Origin of the sequence: Streptomyces sp. 7N604, from assembly GCF_052245475.1 — a bacterium.
Lineage (GTDB): Bacteria > Actinomycetota > Actinomycetes > Streptomycetales > Streptomycetaceae > Streptomyces.
In genome coordinates, this window is the sequence record NZ_JBQQBX010000008.1 from 34,972 (window position 1) to 60,029 (window position 25,058).

At 70.7% G+C, this 25,058-nt stretch carries 22 protein-coding genes and 1 pseudogene; 5 read left to right on the forward strand and 18 right to left on the reverse strand.

The window, feature by feature from the left end:
• The 3 genes from ACTWP8_RS10775 to ACTWP8_RS10785 form a co-directional block, all read right to left on the reverse strand.
• Positions 1-750 carry an SDR family NAD(P)-dependent oxidoreductase gene (locus ACTWP8_RS10775; RefSeq protein WP_443321913.1) on the reverse strand — a complete coding sequence of 250 codons (750 nt, stop codon included), beginning with the start codon at positions 748-750 and terminating at the stop codon, positions 1-3.
• 117 nt (positions 751-867) lie between these two features.
• A complete protein-coding gene (locus ACTWP8_RS10780; protein WP_443322059.1) occupies positions 868-1,920 on the reverse strand; it encodes a methyltransferase in 1,053 nt (350 codons plus the stop codon).
• Between the two features lie 45 nt (positions 1,921-1,965).
• Positions 1,966-2,433 (reverse strand): anthrone oxygenase family protein, encoded by a 468-nt coding sequence (locus ACTWP8_RS10785; protein WP_443314138.1) that lies wholly within the window; start codon positions 2,431-2,433, stop codon positions 1,966-1,968.
• 225 nt (positions 2,434-2,658) lie between these two features.
• Between ACTWP8_RS10785 and ACTWP8_RS10790 the strand changes: the two genes are divergently transcribed.
• Both ACTWP8_RS10790 and ACTWP8_RS10795 read left to right on the forward strand, forming a co-directional pair.
• The gene (locus ACTWP8_RS10790; RefSeq protein ID WP_443314139.1) at positions 2,659-3,105 is read left to right on the forward strand and encodes an anthrone oxygenase family protein; all 447 of its coding nucleotides are present in this window, start codon (positions 2,659-2,661) and stop codon (positions 3,103-3,105) included.
• Between the two features lie 59 nt (positions 3,106-3,164).
• On the forward strand, positions 3,165-3,905 hold the full coding sequence (locus tag ACTWP8_RS10795; protein ID WP_443321914.1) for a SchA/CurD-like domain-containing protein: 741 nt from the start codon (positions 3,165-3,167) through the stop codon (positions 3,903-3,905).
• Between the two features lie 83 nt (positions 3,906-3,988).
• Here ACTWP8_RS10795 and ACTWP8_RS10800 read toward each other — a convergent pair whose 3' ends face one another.
• From ACTWP8_RS10800 to fabG, 10 genes are all read right to left on the reverse strand, one after another.
• The gene (locus ACTWP8_RS10800; protein ID WP_443314141.1) at positions 3,989-4,423 is read right to left on the reverse strand and encodes an SCP2 sterol-binding domain-containing protein; all 435 of its coding nucleotides are present in this window, start codon (positions 4,421-4,423) and stop codon (positions 3,989-3,991) included.
• Between the two features lie 17 nt (positions 4,424-4,440).
• Positions 4,441-4,764, reverse strand: a complete 324-nt coding sequence (locus tag ACTWP8_RS10805; RefSeq protein WP_443314142.1) for an antibiotic biosynthesis monooxygenase family protein — start codon at positions 4,762-4,764, stop codon at positions 4,441-4,443.
• On the reverse strand, positions 4,761-5,228 hold the full coding sequence (locus ACTWP8_RS10810; protein ID WP_443321915.1) for an SRPBCC family protein: 468 nt from the start codon (positions 5,226-5,228) through the stop codon (positions 4,761-4,763). Before ACTWP8_RS10810 ends, ACTWP8_RS10805 begins: the two co-directional genes overlap by 4 nt.
• 1 nt (position 5,229) lies before the next feature.
• Complete coding sequence (locus ACTWP8_RS10815; RefSeq protein ID WP_443321916.1) at positions 5,230-5,484, reverse strand: acyl carrier protein; 255 nt, start codon at positions 5,482-5,484, stop codon at positions 5,230-5,232.
• Between the two features lie 76 nt (positions 5,485-5,560).
• A complete protein-coding gene (locus ACTWP8_RS10820; protein WP_443321917.1) occupies positions 5,561-6,772 on the reverse strand; it encodes a ketosynthase chain-length factor in 1,212 nt (403 codons plus the stop codon).
• Positions 6,769-8,046 (reverse strand): beta-ketoacyl-[acyl-carrier-protein] synthase family protein, encoded by a 1,278-nt coding sequence (locus ACTWP8_RS10825; protein WP_443321918.1) that lies wholly within the window; start codon positions 8,044-8,046, stop codon positions 6,769-6,771. The genes ACTWP8_RS10820 and ACTWP8_RS10825 overlap by 4 nt, the downstream gene beginning before the upstream one ends.
• Complete coding sequence (locus ACTWP8_RS10830) at positions 8,043-8,468, reverse strand: cupin domain-containing protein (protein WP_443314147.1); 426 nt, start codon at positions 8,466-8,468, stop codon at positions 8,043-8,045. Before ACTWP8_RS10830 ends, ACTWP8_RS10825 begins: the two co-directional genes overlap by 4 nt.
• A 148-nt stretch (positions 8,469-8,616) precedes the next feature.
• The gene (locus ACTWP8_RS10835) at positions 8,617-8,937 is read right to left on the reverse strand and encodes a TcmI family type II polyketide cyclase (protein WP_443314148.1); all 321 of its coding nucleotides are present in this window, start codon (positions 8,935-8,937) and stop codon (positions 8,617-8,619) included.
• 157 nt (positions 8,938-9,094) lie between these two features.
• Positions 9,095-10,612 (reverse strand): peptide MFS transporter, encoded by a 1,518-nt coding sequence (locus ACTWP8_RS10840; protein WP_443321919.1) that lies wholly within the window; start codon positions 10,610-10,612, stop codon positions 9,095-9,097.
• A gap of 10 nt (positions 10,613-10,622) precedes the next feature.
• Positions 10,623-11,369: a 3-oxoacyl-ACP reductase FabG gene (gene fabG, locus ACTWP8_RS10845; RefSeq protein ID WP_443321920.1), complete on the reverse strand. Its 747-nt coding sequence runs from the start codon at positions 11,367-11,369 to the stop codon at positions 10,623-10,625.
• Between the two features lie 355 nt (positions 11,370-11,724).
• Between fabG and ACTWP8_RS10850 the strand changes: the two genes are divergently transcribed.
• Positions 11,725-14,136, forward strand: a complete 2,412-nt coding sequence (locus ACTWP8_RS10850; protein ID WP_443321921.1) for a multicopper oxidase domain-containing protein — start codon at positions 11,725-11,727, stop codon at positions 14,134-14,136.
• Here ACTWP8_RS10850 and ACTWP8_RS10855 read toward each other — a convergent pair.
• The gene (locus ACTWP8_RS10855) at positions 14,097-15,137 is read right to left on the reverse strand and encodes an acyltransferase domain-containing protein (RefSeq protein ID WP_443321922.1); all 1,041 of its coding nucleotides are present in this window, start codon (positions 15,135-15,137) and stop codon (positions 14,097-14,099) included. The genes ACTWP8_RS10850 and ACTWP8_RS10855 overlap by 40 nt on opposite strands.
• Positions 15,138-15,245: 108 nt before the next feature.
• On the opposite strand from ACTWP8_RS10855, the gene ACTWP8_RS10860 reads away from it, so the two are divergent.
• Positions 15,246-16,898, forward strand: coding sequence for an acyl-CoA carboxylase subunit beta (locus tag ACTWP8_RS10860; RefSeq protein ID WP_443321923.1), 1,653 nt, complete (start codon positions 15,246-15,248; stop codon positions 16,896-16,898).
• A complete protein-coding gene (locus ACTWP8_RS10865; protein WP_443321924.1) occupies positions 16,895-17,110 on the forward strand; it encodes an acyl-CoA carboxylase epsilon subunit in 216 nt (71 codons plus the stop codon). The genes ACTWP8_RS10860 and ACTWP8_RS10865 overlap by 4 nt, the downstream gene beginning before the upstream one ends.
• A 171-nt stretch (positions 17,111-17,281) precedes the next feature.
• Here ACTWP8_RS10865 and ACTWP8_RS10870 read toward each other — a convergent pair whose 3' ends face one another.
• The 4 genes and pseudogenes from ACTWP8_RS10870 to ACTWP8_RS10885 form a co-directional block, all read right to left on the reverse strand.
• Positions 17,282-18,256, reverse strand: a complete 975-nt coding sequence (locus ACTWP8_RS10870) for an adhesin (protein WP_443321925.1) — start codon at positions 18,254-18,256, stop codon at positions 17,282-17,284.
• Between the two features lie 150 nt (positions 18,257-18,406).
• Positions 18,407-19,585 (reverse strand): annotated as a pseudogene (locus ACTWP8_RS10875) (PIN-like domain-containing protein).
• A gap of 276 nt (positions 19,586-19,861) precedes the next feature.
• Positions 19,862-20,266, reverse strand: a complete 405-nt coding sequence (locus ACTWP8_RS10880; RefSeq protein WP_443321926.1) for a hypothetical protein — start codon at positions 20,264-20,266, stop codon at positions 19,862-19,864.
• On the reverse strand, positions 20,247-24,803 hold the full coding sequence (locus ACTWP8_RS10885; protein WP_443321927.1) for an RHS repeat-associated core domain-containing protein: 4,557 nt from the start codon (positions 24,801-24,803) through the stop codon (positions 20,247-20,249). Before ACTWP8_RS10885 ends, ACTWP8_RS10880 begins: the two co-directional genes overlap by 20 nt.
• Positions 24,804-25,058 lie beyond the last annotated feature (255 nt).

Here is a 25,058-nt window from a genome sequence, read left to right on the forward strand (position 1 = left end):
TCAGACACCCCCGTCGACGTGCAGCGTCTCGCCGTTGACGTACGTGGACAGCTCGCTCGCGAGGAACAGCACGGCCCCGGCGATCTCCTCAGGGCGCCCGAACCGGCCCAGCGCCATCATGCGCAGGTACCGCTCGTTGTACTGGGCGCGCTGCTCATCGGTCAGCTCGTCGGGCTCCGAGGTGTCGATGACGCCCGGGGCGACGACGTTGAACCGGATGCCCTTGCCCCCGAGTTCCTTGCACAGGGAGCGGGTGAGCCCGACGAGACCAGCCTTGGACGCGGTGTAGTGGCCGCGCAGCGGGATGCCCGCCATCGCCCCGCGCGAGCCGATGTTGATCGCCGAGGAGCCCTCGCGCAGCAGCGGAAGCAGCTTGCTGATCACCATGAAGGGGCCGGTGAGGTTGGTGGTGACCACCCGCTCCCACTCCTCGAACTGCAGCTGCGCGAACGGGATCTGGCTGATCACGCCGGCGTTGTTGACCAGCACGTCCAGCGATTCGAACCGGCTCTGGCACTCCTGGAGCAGCAACTCGACGCCCGCGGGCGTGCTCACGTCCGCCCGTACCAGCGCGTGCTCCCCGCCGATCTCCTTCAGCTCACGGGCCAGGCTCTCCACCGCCTCGCCCTCCTGCCGGTAGCAGGTCACCACCGTGGCGCCGGCCTTGGCCAGCGCCAGTACGACGGCCCGCCCAATGCCTCGGCTACCGCCGGTGACCAGGGCGTTCTTGCCCACCAGTTGAAGTTCCATGCTTCCTCCGTCATCTCGCGTCGCGTCGATGGTCGAAATGTCGCCGACTGGGCCGGACCGGCCGCCGGACCGTTCCGCCGGATCGGTCCTTCGGATCGGTCCTTCGGATCGGCCCGTTCACCGGCCGTCCGGGACGGGGCGGCACTCCAGGACCGCCCAGCGCCCGGGGACCGGCTCGTTCACCAGCTCGAAGCCCGCGGCCGCCAGCAGCGCCCGCCACTGGTCCTCGCCGCGCTCGCGTCCGCCGAAGCGGATCAGCATGTCCAGGTCGAGCAGCTTGCCCCGGTCCCACCGGTTGGCGGGGCCCACCAGGAACTCGCAGATCAGCAGCCGTCCTTCGGGGTTGTCCGCGAGCGCCTCGCGGACCCGCTCGAGGATCGCGACCGCGCGCTCGTCGTCCCAGTCGTGCAGCACGGCCTTGAGCACGTACGCGTCCCGGCCCGGCGGCAGCTCCTGGAAGAAGTCGCCGGGGACCACCTCGGCGCGGTCCGCGACCCCGGCCTCATCGAGGAGCTTGTGCGCCTCCTCGACCACCGACGGGCGGTCGACGAGCGTGCCGCGCACGTCCGGGTGGTGCCTGAGCACCTCGGAGAGGAAGTAGCCGTGCCCGCCCCCGACGTCGGCGATCCGCGCGAAGCGGCCGAAGTCGAAGCCGTCGATGAGCATCCGGGCCGTGGCGTGGCTCATGCCCGTCATCGCCCGGTCGAACAGGGCGCCTGCCTGCGGGTTCTGCTCCAGGTGCTCGAAGAAGCCGTGGCCGTAGGCGTCCTCGAAGGCGGGCTGCCCGGTGCGTACGGTGTGCATCAGCCGACCGTAGGAGCGCCAGAGCATCTCGTCGCCGTTGTAGAGCACCATGTCCCGCTGGCTGCCCGGGACTCCGGAGCGCAGCGCCTCGCTCAGGTCCGTGAGCGCGTACCTGCCGTCGGGCTGCTCCTCGAACACCCCGAAGGCGGCGGCCACCCGCAGGACGCGCCCCAGCGAGTCCGCGTGCGTATGGGTGCGCTCGGCCAGTTCGGGCACCGGGAGCGGGCCGTCGGCCAGCTCGTCGGCGATGCCCAGTTCAGCAACCACGTGCAGCACCCGGGATATCCGTTTGCCGTCCGTCAGCAGCAGAAGCCGTACGTGGGCCGGCAGCGCGGCGGTCATCGCCGGGCCGACCACACCGGTCATCGTGTCCACACGTTCTCCTAGGCCGAGGGGGTGGGTGATGGGCTGTCAGATCAGTACGGCGGCGGCGCCGACGTTGGCCAGCAGCGCCGCGACGGCCAGCCCGCCGCGCACGCGGTTCCAGCGGATCCAGCGCTCGCGGGGGTCGAGCCGGTCGAAGTCCGCGGGCAGGCGCTGCGGATCGAGCGTCGCCAGCCACCGGTTGATCGGCACGTTCTTGGTGAGCGAGACCGTCATCGCGGACGCCAGCAGCAGGGCGGCCAGGGCCGTGAGCAGCCGTACGGCGGCGTCCTCCGCGGCGACGACCAGGGCCGCGTCGCTCAGCAGGCAGCTGAGCAATGAGATCGGCATGAACGGGTCGAAGCGGGTGACCAGGCCCTTGTGCACCGGGACGTACATCCCGGTGGGCAGCGTTGTGAACAGCGGGGCCGCGAGCACGGAGATGGCGAGACCGCCGGCCGCCAGACCGCCGGCGAGCAGTGCCACGGGCATCAGTACCTGGACCAGCTGAACCACGAGTCACCCTCCCGACCTGGCCGCCGCCCGATTCGGCGGACCGCTGCCACGAGGGTCGGAGCCGCTGGTCGAAGCGGACTCGAAGACGGCTCGACGATCAACAGGCGAGCAGCAGGCGATCAAGGGGGCTATCGCCCGGTGGCTCGCCGTCGAGCGCCGCTCCACAGCGAGTCGAGCAGGTGGCGGCACGGTGGCGGATACACCCACCATCGACCGGGAGTCGTGATGCTTGAGGAAGTGCTGAGCGGGGTCGTGCTGATCGGGACGGGGACCGTCACCGGCATCTTCGTCGCCGTGGCGGTCAGCGTGGCTCCCGCCATGTCGGCCATGGGCCGGGCCGAGTACCTGCGAGCCCATGCCCTTCTGGGCAAGGGCTACCACCCGTTGATGCCGATCCTGGTCAACGTCGTGACGCTCAGCGGGTTCGCGCTCGGCTTTCTCGCCGAGGCGCCGGGCCAGGCCCTGTTCCCGGTGGCGTCGGTACTGCTCATCGGGGTGCAGGCGGTCTCGCACCTCGGCAACGTCCCGATCAACCGCTCGCTGAGCGGTCTCGCCGCGGACGGCCCCTGGCAGGATCCGCGGCCGCTGTGGCGCGCCTGGCACCGGCTGCGTACGGCCCTCGCGGCGCTCGCCCTGGCCGCCGTCACCGTCGCGGTGCTCGCCGCCCGCTGAAGCACCGCTGAAGCACCGCCGAAGCCCCCGCCGAAGCCCCGCCAAGAGGAGGAACCGCCATGCCACTGGACGCCATCACCTACCGCGTCCGTCCCGGCCACGAGGAAGAGCTCACCGAGGTCTTCTCACCGCACAACTTCACCCGGGTCGACTCGCCGGTCATCAAGGACACGTCGGGCGAGACCGTCGGGATGCTGCTGGGCACCGGGCTGTTCGTCCAGGGGGGCACCCTGGTCCGGGTGATCCACCACGACGGCGCGGGCGCCGCGCAGATCGCCCGGCACATGTCCGTACAGAAGGGGGTACACGAAGCGGAACGCGCGATCCTGCCGTACCTCACCGAGTCGCGCGACACCGAGACCCCCGAGGGCTTCCGGGAGCACTTCCACCGCAGCCTGATGACCGTGCTCGAGCAGCACAGCCCGGACGAGCGGCCCGCGGCCGGCACGGTCGCCCTGCGCTATCCGCTGCGCAGAGGCGCGGGGGCGGAACTGGCCGCGGCCCGCGCCACGGCGAACCGGCAGGCGTCCCTGCGGCTGTCCGATGGCCACCCGACGATCGTCCGTACGGCGCTCTTCCTGCACGAGGACACCCTGGTCCGGGTCGTCCAGTACGACGGCCATCCGTACGACGTGGTCGGCTATCTGTCGGACCGCTGCTTCGGCGAGGACGCGGAAGCGTGGCTCCAGCCCTATCTGGAGGGGACGGAGCTGCCCGACCACCCGGACGCGTATCTGGCCGTCGTCCACCAGCAGGCCATGCTGTCGATCGCGCACATGTCCGTCCTGGGCGTCGACTGACGACTCTTCCGCACGCTGCACTGACGAAACCGCCGCCGGGCCGGGGAGGCGCGGCGGCGGTTTCGCGGTGTCTCACCCGGTCGTCACACCTCGGGATGGTCGAACCACTCGCCCAGCTTGGTGCCCATCAGCGGGCTGCCGCGCAGCTTCAGCTTCCCGGTCAGGAACGCCTTGGCCCCGGGCAGCTTGCCGACGCCCATCGCCAGCATGTCGGGGAGCTTGATCCCGATGGTGATGTCGGGGCTCTCGTGCTGGCCCTTGTCGGTGCGGCAGGTGCCGCCCTCGACGTGTACGTAGTGGAGCTTCTGGCCGTCGGCGGAGGCGATGTCGAACTGGAAGACGCCCTTCTGCCCCTTCGCCTTCTCGGGGTTGAACTCCGACACCAGCAGGTCGAAGATCAGGCTCAGGGCGCCGTCCACCCCGCCGTCCCGCCGCGCCACCACGGCCTCGAGCTCCTTGGACGGAGTCTCCTCGACCAGCTCGATCAGCTCGGTCACCTGTTCCTGCTGCACGCTCATCCGTATCTCCCGGATTCCTAGGCTTCGGCCGTGGCGGCCGGTGACAGTTCATGGAGCGGTTCGAGGAGCTGCATCTCCCCGCCCGCGCGGATCTTCCAGAGCCGCTGGAGGTACGCCTGCTGCTCCGCGCTCTGCTCGAAGGCCCGGAAGGACGGCTCGTCCGTCCAGTCCGTCAGCACGGTGTAGCTGCCGGTCTCGCCGGCCAGCCGCAGCAGCTGCTGCCCGTGGTTGTCGGGGAAGCGGCGGACGGTCTCGGCGTGGGCGCGCCACAGCTCCTCGAACTCCGTCTCGTGCCCCTCGGCGATACGGATCCGCAGCAGCACCCGCAGCCCGGGGGTCACCGGTTCACCGCCGCCTGCTCAGCGGCGGCCTTCTCGACAAGCCCCTTGATCCGGGCCATCTCCCGGCGGGTGTTGGTGTTCAGCCGCTCGGTCATCTCCTTGTCGCCGAACGGCAGGCCCGACTTGACCGTGAACTCCTGCCGCCAGCGCATCTCCACGCCGCCGTCGGTCTCGGTGTAGGTCCAGTGGAGGTCCATGTACTCGAAGGGGCCGGTCTCGATCCGCCGCGCCCGTACGGTCCGGGTGGCCGGGTCGGGCGTGCGCTCGGAGACCCAGCTCCAGACGGCGCCGTTCTCGTCGGGGTGCAGGGTGAGCCGGAACCGCACCGTCGCGCCCTCGCGGCCGAGGATCTCCGCCTTGGCGTACTCGGAGAACAGCTCGGGCCAGGTCTCGACGTCATTGGTCATGTCCCACACCAGCTCCATGGGAGCGGCGATGACGATCGCGTTGTCGGTGGCGGCCATGTCAGACCGCTGCCAGGCTGGTGTTCACGTAGTCGATCACGGCCTGCGGGGAGTCCATCTCCTCGATGGCCTCGTCCGGGATCTGCAGGTCGTACTCGCGCTGGATCTGGCTGGCGATCTCCAGCACCGCGAGCGAGTCGTAGCCGATCTCGGTGAACGAGGTGGCGAGGTCGGACTCGGTGAGCTCCCTGCCGTCGAGCTCGCCGGTGCACCGGCTCATGATCGCCTTGAGATCGTCGAAGCTGATGCTGCTCATCTGTTCCTCCTGGATACCTGGATAAGGGTGCTGGCTGGGGGTGCCGGCCGTACGACGGTCGTGGCGGTCATGGCGGTCATGCGGAGCGCAGGACCACGGCGGCGTTGAAGCCGCCGTAGCCGCGCGCGAGGACCAGCGCGGTCCGCAAGGACGCCTCGCGCGGCCGGTCCGTGATCAGGTCGAGGCGGTACGAGGGGTCGGGGCGGGCGTTGACCGAGGGCGGGATCACCTGGTCGCGGAGCGCGAGCACCGCGGCGGCCACATCCAGCGGCGCGCCACCCGCGTAGAGCCGGCCCGTCATGGTCTTGGGCACGGATACCGGGACGGCTCCGGGGCCGAAGACCGCGTTGATGGCCTCGGCCTCCTGGCGATCCAGCTCCGGTACGCCGTGGCCGTCAGCGAAGACCACGTCGATCTCCGCAGGCGCCACTTCGGCGTCGGCGAGGGCGAGTTCGGCGGCCCGCCTGAGGCCGGGCGGGCGGCCGGATCCCGGGCGCGGGTCGAAGGTCGCCGCGTAGCCCGCGAGTTCGGCGTAGATCCGCCCGGCGCCCCGGGCCCGCGCGTCGTCGCGGCTCTCCACGACGAGGATCGCGCCGCCCTCCCCGGGCACGTAGCCGCTCGCCTCGGGATCGAAGGGCACGTACGCGCGGTCGGGTCTGAGCTCCTCGCTGAGCCGGCCGTTGGAGAGCTGGCAGACCAGCCCGTACGGGGACAGGGAGGCGTCCGTGCCGCCGGACACAACCAGCCGGGTGCCCTTGGCGAGGACCCGTCTGGCCTGCGCCAGGACGTCCAGGCCGCCCGCCTGCTCGGAGCAGAGCACCCCGCAGGGGCCGCGCATGCCGTGCCGGATGGACAGCTGTCCTGTGGTCGCCGCGTAGAACCAGGCGATGGACATGTACGCGCCCACGGCCTGCGGGCCCTCGGTGTAGAGCTTCTGCAGCTCCCGCTGGCCGAACTCGACACCGCCCGAGGAGTTGGCGGTGATGACCGCCATCTCGAGGTCGGTCATCGAGTCCGGGTCCACCTCGGCGTCGGCGAGCGCCTCGTTCGTGGCGCCGAACGCGTACTGCGTCATCGCGTCGGTCTCGCTGACGAGCCGCTGGGGCGCGTGGTCGGCCGGGTCGAAGCCGGTGGCCTCGCCCGCGACCTGCACCGGGTAGCGGCCGGGGTCGAACCGGCTGATCCGGCCCAGGCCCGACGTGCCGTCCAGGGTCGCCTGCCACCACGCCTCGCGGTCCAGCCCGTTGGGCGCGACCACACCCACGCCGGTGATGACGGGTGCGCTCATGCCGCGCCCACCTCGATTCTCTTCGGCGAGGTGAGCACCACGGCGCTCTGGAAGCCGCCGAAGCCGCTGCCCACGCTGAGTACGACGTCCAGGTCGGCCTCGCGCGCCGTGCCCGGCACGTAGTCGAGGTCGCACTCGGGGTCGGGCTCCTCGTAGTTGGCGGTGGGCGGGACCGTGCCGCGGTCCATGGCCAGCGCGCTCGCCGCGATCTCGATCGAGCCGATCGAGCCGAGCGAGTGCCCGACCATCGACTTGATGGAGCTCACCGGGATGCGGTACGCGTGCTCGCCGAGGCTCCGCTTGTACGCGGCCGTCTCGTGCCGGTCGTTCTGCTTGGTGCCGGAGCCGTGGGCGTTGGCGTAGTCGATCTCGTCCGGGTTGATCCGGGCCTCGTCGAGCGCCGCCGTGATGGCCTCTCCCATCTCCCGCCCGTCCGGCCGCAGCCCCGTCATGTGGTAGCCGTTGGCGCGGGCCGAGTAGCCCGCCACCTCGCAGTAGATCCGCGCGCCGCGGCGGCGGGCGTGCTCCAGCTCCTCGATCACGAAGACCGCGGAACCCTCGCCGAGCACCAGGCCGTTGCGCCGCCGGTCGAACGGGCGGCAGGCGTGCTCCGGATCGTCGTTGCTGGTGGAGGAGGCCCGCAGGGTGTCGAAGCAGGAGACGGTGATCGGATAGATCGGCGCGTCCGTGGCGCCGGCCACCATCACCTCGGCCGAGCCCTCGCGGATCAGGTCGACCGCGTACCCGACGGCGTCGATGCCCGCGCAGCAGCCGGAGCTGACCACGGTCGCGGGGCCCTCGGCGGCGACAGCCCACGCCACCTCGGTCGCCAGCGAACTGGACATCACGTGCGAGTACAGGTGCGGCACCATGTAGCCCTGATCGACCAGCCACTGGCGGCCGTTGTCGCTGACGGTGCGGTACTCCTGCTCCATGGAGATGGCGTTGCCGACGCCGTTGCCGACGCTCACGCCGATCCGGTGCGGGTCCTCCGCGTCGAGGTCGAGCCCGCTGTCGGCCACCGCCTCGCGGGCCGCGACCAGCGCGAACTGGCCGGCCCTGTCGGTGCGCCGGATCTCCTGGTACGAGAGACCGGCCTGCTCGGGGTCGAAGTCGCACTCCGCGCCGATGCGGCTGCGGAACGGCGCCGGGTCGAAGAGCGTGATCCGCCGGGTCGCCGTATGGCCCTTGACGATCATCTCCCAGAACGCCTCGCGGCCGGGCTGGCCCGGGGCGACGACCCCTATGCCGGTGATCACCGCGCGTGCGCTCATCGCACGTCACCCACTTCGGGCAGGGTGCCCTCGCCGGGCAGCGGTTCGCAGTCGACATGGCCGAGGTCCGGGCGCGGGGCGAGCGGGCTGAGGAAGAAGGCGACGAAGGCCTGCTCGCTGCCCGGGTTCTCGATGCGGTGCCGGACGCCGATCGGCACCATGAAGGACTCGCCCGGCTCCAGCACCACCTCCCTGCCCTCGATCCGCAGCAGGATCCGGCCGCGGATGGCGTGGAAGAACTCCTCGGAGTACGGGTGGTAGTGCTCGGAGACGAACTCTCCGGGCTCGAGCGTGCCGACGCCCATGAAACCCGAGGTCGCTCCGCAGGTCTTGGGGCTGAGCAGGACACGCAGATCGCCGCCGCGCTTGCGGTTGGGCGGCACGTCGGCTATGGCGACCTTGGTCAGGTCGGAGGTCTGCATAGGGTGCTCCACAGGTGGGGACGGAAAAGCCGGGGAAGGGTGCGGCGGTACGTACGGTGGTGCTGGAAGTGCGTACAGCGGGGCGGCGATGCATACGGCAGTGCGTGACAGCGGTGCGCGGTGTGACCGCGCACCGGGCGCTGCGGTGTCAGGGCGTCCAGCTGTAGAAGGGCTCGGCCATGGAGTCCTTGGGCTCCTGCCACGACGGGTCGTACGGCGTCATGTACTGCTGGAGCCGGGTGTTGATGTCCATGTAGAGCGGGTGGCTGCGAGCCTTGTAGAGGCTGCCGTTGATGGGCTCGTCCGCCTCGACCAGGTGGAAGTAGAGGCCGTGGAAGCGGAACAGCGTGCGCCGCTGGACGCCGATCATGTGCGGCAGATCGGTCGCGTCGGACTCGGCGAAGAGCGCGGCCACCTTGTCCGCGTCGTCGTGGTCCATCTTCGCGACAATGAGAGTGCGGTGCGCCATGGGGACTCCTTCACGGTATTGCCCGGAGCGGTCGGGCAGTTCGGGCAGCCGTCGGGCCCCTGAGCGGTGGGACCGTCCGTGCCCGGAGCGATCGGGCAGCTGTCCGAAATCGATGCTCGCCCTGGGGGCTTGAGACCGTGTCCAGGGCAACTCGACGTCAGATTTGAGGGGTTCTGTGGCGAAGTAACAGCGAGGTTGATCCGGCTGCGGCGGCGAATCCCGCCAGGTACGTCCAGAGCGGCAGGACGCCCACGAGGTGCGACAGCTGGCCGCCGAGGCCCGCGCCCAGGGCGGCCCCGAGGTAGAAGAGGCCCATCATCCGGGAGCCGTGGCCCTCCGGCGTCGACTCCGCGGTGGTGCTCAGGCCCACCGGGCCGAAGACCAGCTCGCCGCACGTCATGCACAGGAAGGCGGCCAGCAGCCAGGCGGCGGACACCAGCGTGGCCCCGTCGCCTCTCCCGCCTTCCGCGAGCCAGGCCCCGGCCGCCAGTACGGCGAACCCGGCGCCCGCGCACAGCAGCCCCGCAGAGAACTTCCGCCCGACACCCGCCCTGGCGCCGATCCGCAGCCACAGCCAGGCGAACAGCGGCGCCAGCAGCAGCAGAAAGAGCGGGTGAGCGGACTGGAACCAGCTGGCCGGGACGGTGAAGCCCGCGATCTCCCGGTCCGTGTGCTCCCGCGCGAAGAGGCTGAAGACCGAGCCCAGTTGGCCGTACATCGCCCAGAACAGCACCGACGGGATGAAAATCCGCCGGTAGCCGCGGATCCGCGCCCGCTCGGCCTCGTCCAGCTCGGTACTGCGCAGCAGGCGCCGGAAGTACCAGACGGGCGCGGCCAGCGAGGCCAGCCCGCACAGCGCCAGTACGGGCCGCAGCGGCAGCCCGCCCGCGGCCGCGACACCGCCGCCCAGCAGCACCGCACCCGCCAGTCCCGCCCACGCTCGGCGGACGAGCCGGCGCAGCGCGTCGGGCGGCAGCGGGCGGCTGGGTCCGGTCACGGCGCCGCGCAGCGACGAGGCGCCGTGCAGGTACTGCAGGACGCCGAAGGCCATGCCGACCGCGGCTGCGCCGAACCCCAGGTGCCAGTTGACGCGCTCGCCGAGCGCGCCGGTGACGAGCGGGCCGATCAGCGCGCTCACCTGGATGCTCATGTAGAAGAGGGAGAAGGCCGCCTGGCGCTGTGAGCTGCTCGCCCCCGGGTTCATCTGGTCGAACATCACGGGGAGGTTGGGCTTGAGCAGCCCGGTGCCGCAGGCCACCAGGACCAGGCCCAGATAGAAGGTGCCGTGCGCGGGCACGGCCATGCAGGCGTGGCCGGCCGCGATGACGAGGGCACCGCTGAGCATCGCCCGGTGCGTGCCCAGCACCCTGTCCCCCAGCCAGCCGCCGGGCATGGCGGCCAGGAACGACGCGGAGACGTAGAGCCCGAAGAGGGCGCCCGCGGTGCCGTCGGACAGCCCGAGGCCGCCTTCGGCCGCCGGCGCCGTCGCGTAGAGGAAGAGCAGCGCCTGCATGCCGTAGAAGCTGAAGCGCTCCCACATGTCGGTCATGAACAGCGTGCTGAACCAGCGCTCGCGGAACATCGCCCGGACCGGGAGGCCGGAACCGTCCGGCGCGGTAGCCGGTCCGGTGGCGGGGGCCGCTGTGCTGCCGGAGGTCGTGCCGGCGGAGGTCATGCCGGCCTCCTCACAGCGATATCCCGCCGTCGATCTGCACCACTTGGCCGGTGATGTAATCGGCGGCGTCGGACAGCAGGAAAGCGACCAGTTCCGCGACGGATTCGGCGCTGCCGAAGCGGCCCATGGCGACCTTCCCGAGGGCGGCTTCCCGGGCCTTGGCCGTCATGCCGTCGAGCATGTCGGTCTCGATGAACCCCGGGGCCACGGCGTTCACCCGCACCCCGTAAGGGGCGACCTCCTTGGCCAACGCGCGCGTGAGGCCGTTCAACCCCCCTTTGGCGGCGGCGTAGTTGCTCTGCCCGGCGTTGCCGTACACCCCGATGACCGACGAGACGTTCACCATCGCGCCCGACCGGCGGGTGATCAGACCGCGCAGCACCGTACGGCAGACGTTGAAGGTGCCGTCCAGGCTGGTGCCGACCACGGCCTGCCAGTCCTTGGCGGCCATCAGCGCCATCGGGCGGTCCCGCAGCACCCCGGCCGAGTTGACCACCGCGTACGGCGGGCCGAGCTTCTCCTCCGCCTGGCCGACGAACCTCTTCACGGCCTCGGCGTCGGTGACGTCGCAGGTCACATGGTGGGCCGTGGCACCGGCCTCGGCCACCAGGCGGGCGGTCTCCAGGGCCGCCTCGTCCGCGGACCGCGAGCAGAAGCCGATGTCGTAGCCCGCCCGCGCCAGCCGGACCGCGACCGCGCGGCCGATGCCCCGCGACCCGCCGGTCACCAGCGCGCAGCGCCGTTCTTCTTGTCGCATCTCGTGTCCCCTCCCACGTGGCGGCTAAGCGGTCCTGGGGGTAGGCGTGACGTCCCGCGTCGTCTGGTGCAGGGGGCACCTCCCAGCGGTAGCTGGGGGGTATCGCAAGGCGGTGGGGGTACCCCCGGACGGAGTCCGGGGGAGATCGTCCTCTGGGGTTCCCCCTGCCGAAGGCCAGGGGAGGGCCTACTCTGACGACTCCGACAACGCAGCGAGGTGCCGTGCCAGGCGGCGTGGGCGTTGCACCTACCTCCTCCGGGCCGCTTAGGGCCGCGGCACGGCTGCCGTGGCCGTGCGCGAGCATCGTCCAGCGGCCTCGAGGCAGGCTCGAAGGGCCCGCGCCACGCTGTCGGCCATGGTGGAGAACCTCTTCGAACAGAACATCCTGTGGGCCGTACTGGCGGCGCTCTTCTGGGGATTCGCCGCGCGCGGGACCCGGCGGCTGGCCACCCGGCCCACGGCGGCTTCGATCCGGCGCAGAGCCCGGCTCGGCCTGATCCTGCTCTGCACCGCCCTGCTGGTGCTCGCCGTACGGGCCGCGCTGGCCGTCGCGCTCGCGGCGGAGGCGGGGTGGCTCGCAGGCGCCGACTACGTGCTGTTCGGGGCAGTGCCCGCGGCGGCCGCCGGAGCGGCGGCCGCCGGGCTGGCAGTGCCGGCGTACTGGCGCCTGGCCCGGCGCGGTGTGCTGGTGGCGGGCGCGGGCGCGGCGGCCGTGCGCTCCCGCGTCGGCGCTGCCGCGCCGACCGGGGCCGGCGCGCAGCCGGAGCCGTCGGCGCCTCCTGCGCTGCCCGAGCCGGACAGGCCCCCCGCGGCGGCCGGGCCGTCCGAGATTCCCGGGCCCGTCGGAGGGCCCACGGCGCCGCAGGACGTCACCCTGCCGCCCCTGCGCCGCGCCGCGGCCGACCCGCGGCTGGTCGTTCCGGTCCAGGCCGGCTGTGCCGCGGCTCTCGCGGGCGCCGCCCTTACCCTCCACCCGCCCGCACCCCCGTTCACCGGCGTGCTCGTCCTCGAACTGGCCCTGCTGGGCGTGGTCTCGGGCGCACTGCTCCTGCTCCAGCAGCGGCGCAGGGCCGCGATGGAGGCTCAGGACTGGCGCCCGCCGTCCCGCTCGAAGCGCGTGCTGCATGCGACGGCTGTGGTGACCACCCTCACCGTGCTGACCGTCGGCGGGTGCTCGCTCGCGGCCGAACAGAGCCGGTTGCCGGGCCGGATGGGGGAGTCCCACCACCAGCGCTCGTACGACACCGGCGGCGGCCCGGCGGCCGGCGAGGCTCCCGTACAGGACCTCACGGCTCTCACCGGAGAGCGCAAGGGCAAGCCCGACCGGCGCTTCACGCTCACCGCGACGGAGCGCACGATGCGGCTGGCATCCGGGGAGAAGGTGGCCGCCCTCGCCTTCAACGGGCAGCTCCCCGGACCTGAGTTGCGCGTGCGCCGCGGGGAACTGGTCGAGGTGGTCCTGGTCAACCGGAACGTCGAGGGCGGGGTCACCCTGCACTGGCACGGCGTGGACGTCCCGAACGCCGAGGACGGCGTGGCCGGGGTCACACAGGACGCGGTACGGCCAGGCGGACGGCACGTGTACCGCTTCAGGCCGGACCGCGCCGGAACCTTCTGGTACCACTCGCACCAGCAGTCCAGCAGCACCGTGGCGCGCGGGCTGTTCGGTGCGCTCATCGTGGAGGAGCCCGCGGCCGAACCGTCCGGTGTGGACCGGACCGTCGTCGCGCACGCCTGGAGCATCGGCGGCAGCAAGGCGGCCGGGGGCGGGCCGCCTCGCGGTGGCGGCGGAGGACACGGCGGAGGCGGTGGCCACGGCGGAGGCGGAGGCGCCCTCAGCGGCCGCAATGGACTCGGCGGTCAGCTCCGTACCGCCTTCGGCGACGACACCCGGCTGCGCCGCGAGAAGGTGGCCGCCGGCACACCAGTGCGGCTGCGCCTGGTCAACGCCGACAACTGCCCCCGTACCTACTCGCTCGCCGGAACCCCCTTCAAGGTCGCCGCGATCGACGGCAACGAGGTATCAGGGCCGACGGAACTGCGGGACAACCGGCTGCGGATCGCGGGCGGCGGCCGGTACGACGTCACGTTCCGGCAGCCCGCCGGGCCCGTGCAGCTGACCGTGGTCGGCGACGCCAACGCCTCAGGCGGCGGCCAGGGACTCGAAGGGTGCGGCGAGGACGGCGCGTACGGAGAGAACACCACCGACACCGCGTCCCTGCTGCTGGACCCCACCGGCAGCGCCGACCCCCCGGCAGCCGTCACCGGCCCGATCTTCAACCCCTTGCACTACGGCAAGCGCGCAAGCTCCCCCTTGGGCCCCGCCCCCCGCTTCGACCGCGACTTCCATCTCGTACTCGGCAACAGCTTCGGGTTCTTCGACGGCAGGCCCATGGCGCTGTGGACCATCAACAACGCCGTCTATCCCGACATCCCCGCCCTGCTGGTACGCGAGGGGGACCTGGTGCGCACCACCTTCGTCAACCGGAGCCTCGACGACCACCCGATGCACCTGCACGGCCACCGCATGCTCGTCCTCTCCAGGAACGGCGAGCGGGCGACGGGAAGCCCGTGGTGGACGGACACCCTGAACGTGGAGCCGGGCGAGCGGTACGAGGTCGCCTTCCGCGCCGACAACCCCGGCCTGTGGATGGACCACTGCCACAATCTCGACCACGCGCGCGATGGGATGGTGCTGCACCTGGCCTACGACGGGGTGTCGAGCCCCTACGAAGCCGGAAGGTCCACCGGCAATCTGCCCGAGTGATCTTCCGGGCCTGCCGTGAAGGGCCCTTCCGCGAGCAGCCGTTCGCGCGCCGCGCTCACGCTCCGCCGGTCCGCCTCGGGCCCCATGGCCCGGGGCGGCAGCGTGGACACCACCGCGCTGCGGCCCGTACGCACGGCCTCGTGCCCCCGGGCCAGCACCGCCAGGCTCTGCGAAGGACCCGCCTCGACCAGCAGCCGGTCGCCGTCGCGCAGCACCTGCTCCAGCGTCGGCCAGAACAGCACCGGAGCGGTCGGCTGCACCGCCCAGAACGCCGGGCTGACCGCCTCCTCCTCGGAGAGCAGCCGCGTGGTGTAGGCGGAGTAGAGCGGGATACGCGGCCGGGCCGGCCGCAGTGCGCCGATCAGCGCCTCGGTCTGCGGCACGAGCGGTGCCAGCGCCGGGCTGTGATACGGGGTGCGGGAGGCGAGCCTGCGGCAGGTCCTGCCGTCCTCCACCAGCCTCCGCTCGGCCGCGCCCAGCGCCGCCTCGGGACCCGAAAGCACCGTGTGGCGCGGCGCGTTCACCGCCCCGACCACCACGCCGTCGCCCAGGTACGCGGAGAGCTCGTCCGGCGCGGCCGCCACCGCGAGCATCCCGCCCGCCGGGGTCGACTCCTGCATCTGGACCCGTTCCCACAGCAGCCGGACCGCGTCCCCGAGACCGAAGACCCCGGCGAGCACGGCCGCGGCGAACTCGCCCATGCTGTGCCCGAGATATGCGGCGGGGCGCACACCCCAGTTCTCGACCAGGCGTCCCAGCGCGTAGTCCACGGCGAACAGCAGGGGTGCGGAACGGACATCGGCGTCCATCGGCTCGGCGGGCACCTGCGCCAGCCAGTCGGCCCGTACGGCCTCGCCCTCGGGGCCGAGGCAGCGCAGGACGGAGTCGACGGCGTCGGTGAAGACCGGCTCGTGCCCGTAGAGTCCGGCCGCCATCTGCACATGCTGCGCTCCCGTCCCCGGGAACATCAGGACGACGGAGCGGCGGTGAAGGTGTGTCATACCGCGTGTCATACCGCGAGGCTGGACGTCACAGGTCGAGCCGTACTCCATCCGAATGTCCAGGAGCCATCGAGCCCCTCTTGAGCCGCCTCACGCACGCTGTCCCGCATGAGCGTTGCCGAGGAAACGCCCCTGAGGCCCCTGACGTCCCCGACCTCCCCGACGCCCCCCACGGCCCCCACGCCCCCGAGCGCAGCGGCTCCCGCGGACGGCCACCTGCGCGACCGCGCCGCCGAACTGGCCGAGCTGCACGAGAACGTGCGGCGCGGACCGAGCGAGCGGGCGACCGAAGCGCAGCACGCCAAGGGGAAGCTCACCGCCCGCGAGCGGATCGCGCTCCTCTTCGACGAGGGCACCTTCACCGAGGTCGAGGAGCTGCGCAGGCACCGGGCCACCGGCTTCGGCCTCGAGGACCGGCGCCCGCACACCGACGGCGTCGTCACGGGCTGGGGGCAGGTGCACGGCCGTACGGTCTTCGCCTACGCCCACGACTTCCGCATCTTCGGCGGAGCGCTCGGTGAGGCCCACGCCGAGAAGATCCACAAGCTGATGGACCTCGCGGAGGCGGCGGGCGCCCCGATCGTCGGCCTGTGCGACGGTGCCGGTGCCCGGATCCAGGAGGGCGTCACCGCGCTCGCCGGATACGGCGGCATCTTCACCCGGAACGTCCGCAACTCCGGTGTCATCCCGCAGATCAGCGTGATCCTCGGGCCGTGCGCCGGCGGCGCCGCCTACTCCCCCGCGCTGACCGACTTCGTGTTCATGGTGCGGGGCACGGCGCAGATGTTCATCACCGGGCCCGACGTGGTCCAGGCGGTGACCGGCGAGGTCATCACGCACGACGCGCTCGGCGGCGCCGACGCCCACGCATCGGTCTCGGGCGTGGCGCACTTCGCCTACGACGACGAGGAGTCGTGCCTGGAGGACGTACGCCATCTGCTGTCCCTGCTGCCGTCCAACAACCGCGAACTGCCCCCGGCCGAGCCCACGACCGACCCCGCGAGCCGCCGCACCGACTCCCTGCTGGACCTGGTCCCGGCCGACCCCAGCCGCTCGTACGACATGCGGGCGGTGGTCGCGGAGATCGTCGACGACGGCGACTTCTTCGAGATCCAGGAGTCCTGGGCCACCAACATCATCTGCGCCCTGGCCCGCCTCGACGGGCAGACGGTCGGCATCGTGGCCAACCAGCCCGCGTCCTTCGCCGGGGTGCTGGACATCCACGCCTCGGAGAAGGCCGCCCGCTTCGTCCAGACCTGCGACTCCTTCAACCTTCCGCTGGTCACCCTGGTCGACGTCCCCGGCTTCCTGCCCGGCGTCGACCAGGAGCACGGCGGCATCATCCGGCACGGCGCCAAACTGCTCTACGCCTACTGCAACGCCACCGTGCCGCGCGTCCAGCTGATCCTGCGCAAGGCCTACGGCGGCGCGTACATCGTGATGGACTCCCGCTCCATCGGCACGGACATCTCGCTGGCCTGGCCCAGCAACGAGATCGCGGTGATGGGCGCGGAGGGCGCGGCGAACGTCGTCTTCCGCCGTGAGATCGCGGCCGCCGCCGACCCGGAGGCGGCCCGCGCCCGCCTGGTCAAGGAGTACCGCTCCGAGCTGATGCACCCGTACTACGCGGCCGAGCGCGGCCTCGTCGACAGCGTGATCGACCCAGCCGAGACCCGCAGCCGCCTCATCGGCGCCCTGGCGATGCTCCGCGCCAAACACGCCCCGCTGCCCAGCCGCAAGCACGGGAACCAGCCCCAATGAGCGGCCCGTTCGACGCGGTCCGCATCGTCCGCGGCAAGCCGCTGCCGGAGGAACTGGCGGCCGTGGTCGCGATCCTGGGCGCGCTGACCGCCGCCGGGGGTGACGCGGTGACGGCGGCACCACCCCCGGCGGCCCCGTGGACCCGCCCGACCGGGTGCCCCCCGGCCCCGGCGTGGTCCACCCGCCGGCCTCCGGCCTGGCGTACGGCGTAGGGCGGGTCGCGGGGGGCTGCTGCTGGTGGACGCGCTGTCCGCCACGTGGGGGGCACACCACGACCGGCGACCGGGACGTCGGTCGTCGCGGGTATTGCACAGCACCTCGGCTGATCGGCAGTACAGGAGGGGGACAACCGGGGAGCGGGGTACGCCCCATGCGCAACCACATCAGCCGGACCGGCAGGTCACTTTCATCTGCCCCGCGGCGTGATGGGCGTACGTGGGCCCGTCCTCGTCCCAGTCCTGGCCGCGGTCCAGCAGCTTCACGACGATGCGGCCGCCCTCGACGCGGAAAGTGCCCGCGTCGACCAGCTCGCCCCGGTGCGCGATCTGGTCGATACGGAAGGTGGTCACGTCGGCGTGCCGGCCGTCGAGGTCGGTGAGCACCATGTAGGTCGTCGGGTTGCCGGCCACGGAATGGTCGTCGCCGCGGGGGATGTACACGCCGACGTCGCACCGGTCCGAGTCGTCGCCGACCGACCACCACCACGCGGCCCCGTTGCCCCAATCTCGGTCCCGGTCCCCCGACATGGGGACACTGGAGAAGGAGCCGTCGCACGAGTCTCCCTCGTAACCCCCGGGCCTGACCGTGAACCAGCCTTCGATGCCCTTGTACCAGTTGCCGTGCTCCTCGTAGCCGCCGCCCTCGGGCGAGGCGCAGCCGTGCCCGGCCCAGGCGGAGTACGTGATGCGGACTGGCCGTGGGGCCGGCTCTTCCCGCGTGGGCTTGGGGCTGGGCTTGGGCGTTGACGGCGGGGTGCGGGTGGGCTTCGGCTTGGGCTTGGGCGACTTCGAGGAGCGGCTGGGGCTCGGCGCGGGTTCGGCCGCTTCACCTGTCGGCAGGATCAGGCTGGGTTTGGGCGCCTCCAGCTCCGTCTCCGGCCCCGCCTGCTCCGTCCGCGAGTCCGAATCCGCCGGTGGCGCCGGGGACTCCGTCAGGAGCACTACGCCGACCAGCGTGCTCAGCGCCAGGAGAGCGCCCGCCGCGACGGCCACCTTGCGCGGGCCCGAGAGCGTGGTCCAGCGGCCGTAGAGCGTGTCACGGGTGATCCAGGGATCCGACGGATCCGAGACGAGGAAACGGCACGCGCAGGGCCGCCCCGACGACGGCTTGTCTTGACCGCCGCACCGCTCACACGCCATCTACCGGTCCCTTGGTGTGTACTTTTCAGCCATCTGTGCTCTAAGCGGGGACCACTATGCACGAGCGCGGTTGTCCAAGGTAAGGGCCAATCCCAGGTTTCCCGCCGGTAGCCCAATCCAGCTTCTCCCAGGCGGAGTTGACGACTCTTTTCAGCCTTCGCCGATGCCCATCGCCACGGCCCGCCCCCCAACGGCCGTAGACCCGTGGTGCCGTCCGGTGTGCACCTCCTCGCCACCGAGGACTGCCCGGGCGCGTATCTCGTAGACAGTGGCACGGCTCACGAACCCATCGTTGAGAGCAGCCTCCAGGATGGAGTACGCCTTGACAGAAGCCTGGCCGAGCAGTAGATCGATGAGCGCCTCCAACGCCTCCTTGGTCCATTCTCCGGCGCCTGCGGTGGAGGCCGAGGTCTGCAACTGCTCGAGATCCTGGACGGACGCCGACTCGACTAGGAGGTCGAGCACCTGCCGTGCCTGCTCCAGCAGGCCGCTCGGCTGGAGCATGAACAGTCTGTGTCCGGTCCTGCCCAGCATCTCGCGCACAAGCTCGGGTCGCGGCCGGGCGGGTATGTCACCGTCCCGCTGCTTCCACCAGTCCTTCTTGCTGTCCCCTGTCACAAAGAGCACCTCGCACCCGAGCCGCTCGGCCTCCCTGAGTGTCTGCTCCCAGACGAGGTAATCGCCCGCGGCCTGCTCATCGGGCTTGTTCTTGAAGTCCTCGTAACCGGGCGGCTTTTGCGCCTCTCCTCTGCGCTTCGCCTCCAGCAGAGCGTTCTCGTACTCCTGCGGCGATAGGGGCTGGCCGACTCTGCCGTCGAGTATCGGCTCCAGCCGTGCGAGAACCGGGTCCGTGTTGGTGTCGGTGGCACCTGCCAGCGCGTCCTGCCGCGCCTGCTCGCCAATCAGCGCCTGAAGAGCGTCCAGGACGTGGTCAAGCTGATCGCGGTGCTCGGTGAGCGTCCTCTTGACTTCGGCGTCCCCGCTGACGTGGACCTGCTTCAACCATGTGTCGAGGGCATTGTGCGCTGCCCGGCCGGCCTTGGAGGGAGCCTCTTGCGCCTCCCTCGCCCGAGCGCTGTGGTGCCTGAGGACCGAGCTCTGCTCGCGGTTGCGTCAGAACTCCACCAGCACCTGATGGGGTGCCCAGAGCCGGTCGCGCAACCGTGCCAGCACGGCGAGGAGATCGTCGCGAGTGCGCTGGTTGGACCGGTACAGGGTTAACAGGACATTGGTGTCTACAACGACCAAGCCGCCGTCGAAGAGACGACGGTAATCATCCAACGACGGAGTTCGGTATTCCGCGAAACCATCGAACAGGCCGCGAGCCATCGATCAGCCAGCGACTAGCGATGGCCGTCCCTTCCGGACTCATAGGACCCCCCTTGGCCGTCTTCCAGCATTGTGGCTTCCGGTACGGCTACGGGTCAGTGCTTCACCATGATCCACGAAAGGTGTGGTCCACCAGCCAAGGTCTGGCACCTGGGCAGAGACGCGGCGGAGGCTTAGCAGCTCCTCATGCAGGAGTACCCCATTAAACAGCCGTCAGTGCCCTCTCGGGGAGTTCACCGCTCCGGTCACGTCACGCCCGCCCGGACACCGCAGCGATCACGTGCGATGGCTCCACAGCACCTCGCTGTCTTCGATTTCGCCGAGGGGATCAGTGCCGCCCCGTAGGACACGCACCCTTCGGCAGAGTACGAGGCCGGTGCCCGTCTCGGTCTGCAGGGCGAGGGCGATGTGGCGCGGCCCGGCGCCCGACTGAGCCAGGGCCTCCAGTGCGGCACGCTCCCCCTCGGTGCCGAGACGCACCTGCGGCGCGACGTAACGGGTCCCGAGCTGGACAGCGGCGACCCCCTCGAAGTGCAGGTCGATGCAGTGGGGCTCGTCGGCGTCGGGGGTGGCGCGGAGCAGCAGCTGCGAGTGGCCCACTCCGTAACGCCACATGCGGAAGGTGCGGGGCGACTGGAAGAGGACCTCGACGTCGGCATCGTCAGGCGAAGGGGTTTTCAACTGTTTGACCTCCTCGGTACCAAGTGATCCGATCCCAAGCGTGTGTCGCCTCGCGGGCTTGGTAGAGCTCCCAGTTCGTCAGCCCCTCGAAGCCGCTGGGGTCGACGCTCTCCCCGGCCCGCGCCGAGGCCACGGGATCATCGATACCGTCGAGATTGAAGTGGATCCGCGCGTTCGACTCGGTTCCAAGATAGCCCTGCAACTGCCGGTGCCATGATCCACTGCCAGGCCACTCGTGGTAGGTGAGTGCGCCGCGTTCCATGGCGAACTCGTCGAGCGCCATCGGATTGCCGTCCGCCTCCTGCAGTCCCAGAGCGATGTCCGTGCCGCAGTCGCCTTCGAGGCCGAGGGGGTCGGCCCAGGTGTGCGGGTTGTGGACGTAGGCGCGATGGTTCGGTGCGGGGGTCAGCCCGAGGGGGTCAGGGCTGACGTAATGGCCGGTGTCGGGGTCGTAGTGGCGGTACCGGTTGTAGTGGAGACCGGTCTCCGGGTCGTAGTACTGACCGGGAAAGCGCAGGGGGGTGTACGTGGATGCATCGGAGTTCCATGCCGTGCCGCCCCACAGGCTGGACCGGGAGCGCCACGCCAGGGACCCCTCCTCGTCCACCAACTCGACCGGTGTGCCCACGAGATCGGTGACGACGGCGAAGAAACGACTGTCGATCTCTTCCTGTGTCAGCCTGTCGACCCGGCGCTCCGTCTGGGCGATCGGGTGCAGTCCTCGGTAGTCCCAGGTGAGAGTGATGGGAGACGGCAGTTCCGTTGCCGCCGTGGTCTGTTCGACGAGGAGGTCGCCGTCCCACGCGAAGTGGGTCTCCTCGACCACGGTGGCGTGATCCGCGCCGAGCCGCTGCTTCGCGATGCGCCGGCCGAACGGGTCGTAGCGGTAGCGCCATACCGTGCCGTCTGGCGTCGTGACCCGCGTGAGCCGGTCCTCCGCGTCCCATTCGTACCGCCAGATGTCGGGCTTCCGCGACAGCCGCACCCTGCGCTTGAGGACGATGCGGCCGGCAGCGTCGTACTCGTAGTGCACGCGACCGGCCCGTACGAGGCTCGCTCCGGCGTAGGCGCGATCTCCTTGCGCGTCGGCTCCGGGATGCCGATCGGGCCATGCGGCGTGTGTCTGATTGCCCGCCGCATCGTAGGCGTAGCCCTCGGTCCAGCCATGTGCCCGAACGGCGGTGACACGGCCCACCGCGTCCACGTCGAAGTGCCGAGGGCCGCTGATCCTGTCCTCAACGCCAGTGAGGTAGCCGTCGGAGCGGTAGCTGTAGGCCCGCTCCTGAATGAGAGAGCCGCCGCCCCCCATGAGGGACTGTTCGACCAGACGCCCCGACTCGTCCCACGACTGCGCGAGGGAGAGTGCTCCGTCGTCGAGCACCCGGAGCGTCTCCCGGCCGTTCGCGTCGTGGGTGAAGTCGAACGTACGGCCCGCGGTGGTCATGGACGTACGGCGCCCGGCGGGATCGTAGGCATAGCCGGTCTCGGCCCCGACAGGGGTGACGCGCTGAAGACGGCGCCCGAGGGCGTCGTAGGTGAACGACATCACCCGTGACCCCACGGTCTCCGTGAGCGTCCTGCCCATGGCGTCCCGCGTGAACGCGACCGTCTCCTCCGGACCCGCAGCCCTGAGGAGCCGTCCCACCGCGTCATGCTCGAAGACGGTGCGCCGGCCGTCGGCGTCCTTCGCGGTGATGTGCCCCAGCGCATCGTGCTCGTACGCGACGCGCTGCCCCAGCCCGTTGACCCTTGCCACGAGGCGACCCGCCGCGTCGTGTTCGTACGTCATACGGTGGCCGTCGAAGTCGGACTCGGCCACCAGTCGGCCGGCCGCGTCGTATTCGTAGGTCCATGCGAGTCCCTGCGCGCCGATCACCTTGGTGAGCCGCAGCGCCGCGTCGTGCTCGAATTCCTGGCGTGCGCCGTCCGGGCCCGTCTGGGAGGTGAGCAGGTCGAAGTGTGTGTACTCGTAACGGGTCTGCTGTCCCGAGGGGTTGGTGTGGAGGAGGCAGTTCCCCTCGTCGTCGTACGTCCAGGTCTCCTCGGCTCCCGACGGTTCGACTCTGCGGAGCGGTTTGCCCTCCACCGTCCACCACATCCGGGTGGTGGCGCCCTCGGCGTCGGTGAGGCTGATCAGCCGTCCGAAGGCGTCGCGCCGGGACGTCACTCGGCTGCCGAGCGGGTCACGCACCTCAAGGGGAAGCCCGGCCGCGTCACAGAGGAACTCGGTGGGGTTGCCCTGCGGGTCCGTGATCGCCGTCAGGCGGCCGCCATCGTCGTACGAGAAGGCCGTCGTCGCGCCGGACGGATCCGTCACATGTGTCCGGTTTCCGTGTGCGTCGAACCGCTGGCGGATCTCGGAACCGTCCGCGAGCCGCAGCAGGGTGAGCTGGCCGAGCGCGTTGTACTCCGCTTCGACCGTACGGCCGTCCGCCCGGGTGATGCGGGTGGGCCGGCCCGACTCGTCGTTGCGGAGCGTGGTCGTATGACCGAGGGGGTCCGTCTGGCCGACGAGGTGGCGGTTCTCGTCGTATGCGTACCTGGTGGTGTTTCCCAACGGGTCGATCTCAGCCACGACTTGGAACGCGCCGTCCACCACATGGCGGGTGGAGTGGCCGTCCGCGGTGGTCACGGTGGTGACGCGCATGTCGGGGTATTCCGCGAGCGCACCGTCGTAGTCGATCGTCAGCTTGAAATGGCCGCCGGCGCCGCCTTCCGCGATGCAGCGGTCCTGATCGTCGTACGCGTAGTCGTAGCGGCTGTCGTTACGGTCGACCCAGGCGGTCACGCGCGCATGATCGTCGTACTCGAAACGCAGTGGACGGCCCGACGAGTTGTGGACCTCGGTGAGATGGCCGTCCTTGTAGCCGTACCGCCGGATGACCAGGTCCGAGCCGTCCTCGGCCGCGTGTGCCAGGGCGAGAGCGGTGATCCGACCGTCTTCGGCGCTCAGTTTCAGCTCGTAGCCGGCGGAGTGCTTGATCGCTACAGGGGTGCCGTAATCGTCGTACTCGAAATCGATCGAGTGGCCGTTGCGGTCGTGGATTCGGGATATGAGCGCCGTCCCGTCGACCGGCCTTAAGAATCGGCGGCCCACTCCGGTGAGGGGATTGACGACCTCGTAGCCACCGTCCTCAAGGCGGCGCAACGGCCAGCGTGCCCCGGCTTCCGGGAACACAGGAGCACCGGTCCCCTCGGGATGGGGATACGAGAGAAGCTGACCGTCCTCCGCGACGAAGATGACGCCCTGTCCGTCGATCTCGAGATGCTGGTCCACGGTTGACGACCACGAGGGGCCGAACCACCAGCCCGCCCGGTACCCGGACTCGAATCGGCGTCCGAAGCCGAGAGGCAGGAGTCCTGGCAGCGTAATGTCCGTCTGAGGCAGAAACATCCTGCCAGTAGCAAGGTCCACCGGATCGGTGCCGCCCTTGCGGACCTTGTTCTTGAGGCGCCCGAAGGCGTCCTTGCCGCCAGCCACGGCATTGTCCAGCATGCCTCGCGCGCTCTTGCCCAGGCCGCGCACCGCCAGGCCCATGCCCTTCAGACCGCCCTTGAGACCCTTCATCGCCGCCAGGCCGCCCTTGAGGCCCTTGGCCAGGCCGCCGAGGGTGGTCAGGCCCTTCATGCCGGGGATGCAATCGAGGGCTGCGAAGGCGACGTCCCAGAGGCTGGCTTGCCCGTTGGCGTATTTATGGAGGGTGTCGGCGAGGACGACGAGGGCGGCGATCAGGACGATCGCGCCGAGTATCGGACCGCCGATGATCAGGGCGATGATGCCGACGATCGCGACGACGACCTTGCAGATCGCGACGATGGTGTCCCAGTTGTCGGAGACCCAGTCGACGGCCTCCTCCCACCAACTGCGGTTCTGAATCCCGGCGTCGGAGGCCTCTTCCAGCTTCTTCTTCGCCTTCGTCGCCGCGTCCTCACGCAGCTTCTTGGCGTCCGCGGCCATCTTCTTGGCCGCGTCCAGGGCGGACTGGGCGTTGTCGACCGCGGTCTGGGCGTCGCGCTGGGAGTCCTGGGCCTGGGTGTGGTTACGGGTGGCCGCCCGGACCTCCTTCTCATCCGGCGGCGGGACATCCTTCTTCTTGCCCGAGTCCTCGTACTCCTTGGCCTTCTTCCCCGCCCGGTCCACCCAGTCGTTCGCCGTCTCCAGCCGGGTGTTGGCGGTCGAGAGGTCGCGCCGAGCCTCCCGGCCCTTCTCCAGCGCGCGCCGGGAGTCGTCCTGCGCCTTCTCCAACTCCGGCCAGTACGCTGCCAGCGCATCCCCGGCCAGGTCGTAGGACTTCTTGAGCTTCCGCAGGTTCTTCGGAACGTCCTCGAACTCGGACGTGAAGGCGTCCGCGGACTTGCCCGCCCATTTCAGCAGCGCGTCATCGTCGGCCATGCCCTTGATCTGCCGCAGCGCGTCCCCGACATCGTCGGCGAACGCGTGCAGCCTCCGCGCCAGTCCCTTGACCCGCTCCGGATCCCCCGGAACCGGATCCGACTCCAGGTCAAGGACATGCCAATCCGTCGGCCGATTCCCCACCCCGAGCAACCCCCCGTTACCTCAAAGGTCAGCCACTGTGCGACCGCAACGCTCGCGTGTACGAATCTATCCGTCGCGCGGCGCGAGGGGAAAGGCAGACATCGACCAGCCGGGCCAAAAGGCCAGTTCCCTGCCCGGGCCCCACCCACCGCTCTGCGAAACATGACGCAGCAGGTGCTGCGGCGTGCCCCTGCCGCAGCGCCTTCGTTGCCGCACCTGTATCGACGAGAGTCGAGGCGGACTCATCCGTCGGCC

Coding starts and splice junctions, on each gene's coding strand:
- ACTWP8_RS10790 (WP_443314139.1), top strand. CDS start 2,659: ATGCTTGAGGAAGTGCTGAGCGGGGTCGTGCTGATCGGGACGGGGACC.
- ACTWP8_RS10775 (WP_443321913.1), bottom strand. CDS start 750: ATGGAACTTCAACTGGTGGGCAAGAACGCCCTGGTCACCGGCGGTAGC.
- ACTWP8_RS10870 (WP_443321925.1), bottom strand. CDS start 18,256: ATGGCGTGTGAGCGGTGCGGCGGTCAAGACAAGCCGTCGTCGGGGCGG.
- ACTWP8_RS10855 (WP_443321922.1), bottom strand. CDS start 15,137: ATGACACACCTTCACCGCCGCTCCGTCGTCCTGATGTTCCCGGGGACG.
- ACTWP8_RS10810 (WP_443321915.1), bottom strand. CDS start 5,228: ATGGCCGCCACCGACAACGCGATCGTCATCGCCGCTCCCATGGAGCTG.
- ACTWP8_RS10780 (WP_443322059.1), bottom strand. CDS start 1,920: ATGACCGGTGTGGTCGGCCCGGCGATGACCGCCGCGCTGCCGGCCCAC.
- ACTWP8_RS10820 (WP_443321917.1), bottom strand. CDS start 6,772: ATGAGCGCACCCGTCATCACCGGCGTGGGTGTGGTCGCGCCCAACGGG.
- ACTWP8_RS10865 (WP_443321924.1), top strand. CDS start 16,895: ATGAGCGGCCCGTTCGACGCGGTCCGCATCGTCCGCGGCAAGCCGCTG.
- ACTWP8_RS10835 (WP_443314148.1), bottom strand. CDS start 8,937: ATGGCGCACCGCACTCTCATTGTCGCGAAGATGGACCACGACGACGCG.
- ACTWP8_RS10830 (WP_443314147.1), bottom strand. CDS start 8,468: ATGCAGACCTCCGACCTGACCAAGGTCGCCATAGCCGACGTGCCGCCC.
- ACTWP8_RS10815 (WP_443321916.1), bottom strand. CDS start 5,484: ATGAGCAGCATCAGCTTCGACGATCTCAAGGCGATCATGAGCCGGTGC.
- ACTWP8_RS10800 (WP_443314141.1), bottom strand. CDS start 4,423: ATGAGCGTGCAGCAGGAACAGGTGACCGAGCTGATCGAGCTGGTCGAG.
- ACTWP8_RS10795 (WP_443321914.1), top strand. CDS start 3,165: ATGCCACTGGACGCCATCACCTACCGCGTCCGTCCCGGCCACGAGGAA.
- ACTWP8_RS10850 (WP_443321921.1), top strand. CDS start 11,725: ATGGTGGAGAACCTCTTCGAACAGAACATCCTGTGGGCCGTACTGGCG.
- ACTWP8_RS10840 (WP_443321919.1), bottom strand. CDS start 10,612: ATGACCTCCGCCGGCACGACCTCCGGCAGCACAGCGGCCCCCGCCACC.
- ACTWP8_RS10825 (WP_443321918.1), bottom strand. CDS start 8,046: ATGAGCGCACGCGCGGTGATCACCGGCATAGGGGTCGTCGCCCCGGGC.
- ACTWP8_RS10860 (WP_443321923.1), top strand. CDS start 15,246: ATGAGCGTTGCCGAGGAAACGCCCCTGAGGCCCCTGACGTCCCCGACC.
- fabG (WP_443321920.1), bottom strand. CDS start 11,369: ATGCGACAAGAAGAACGGCGCTGCGCGCTGGTGACCGGCGGGTCGCGG.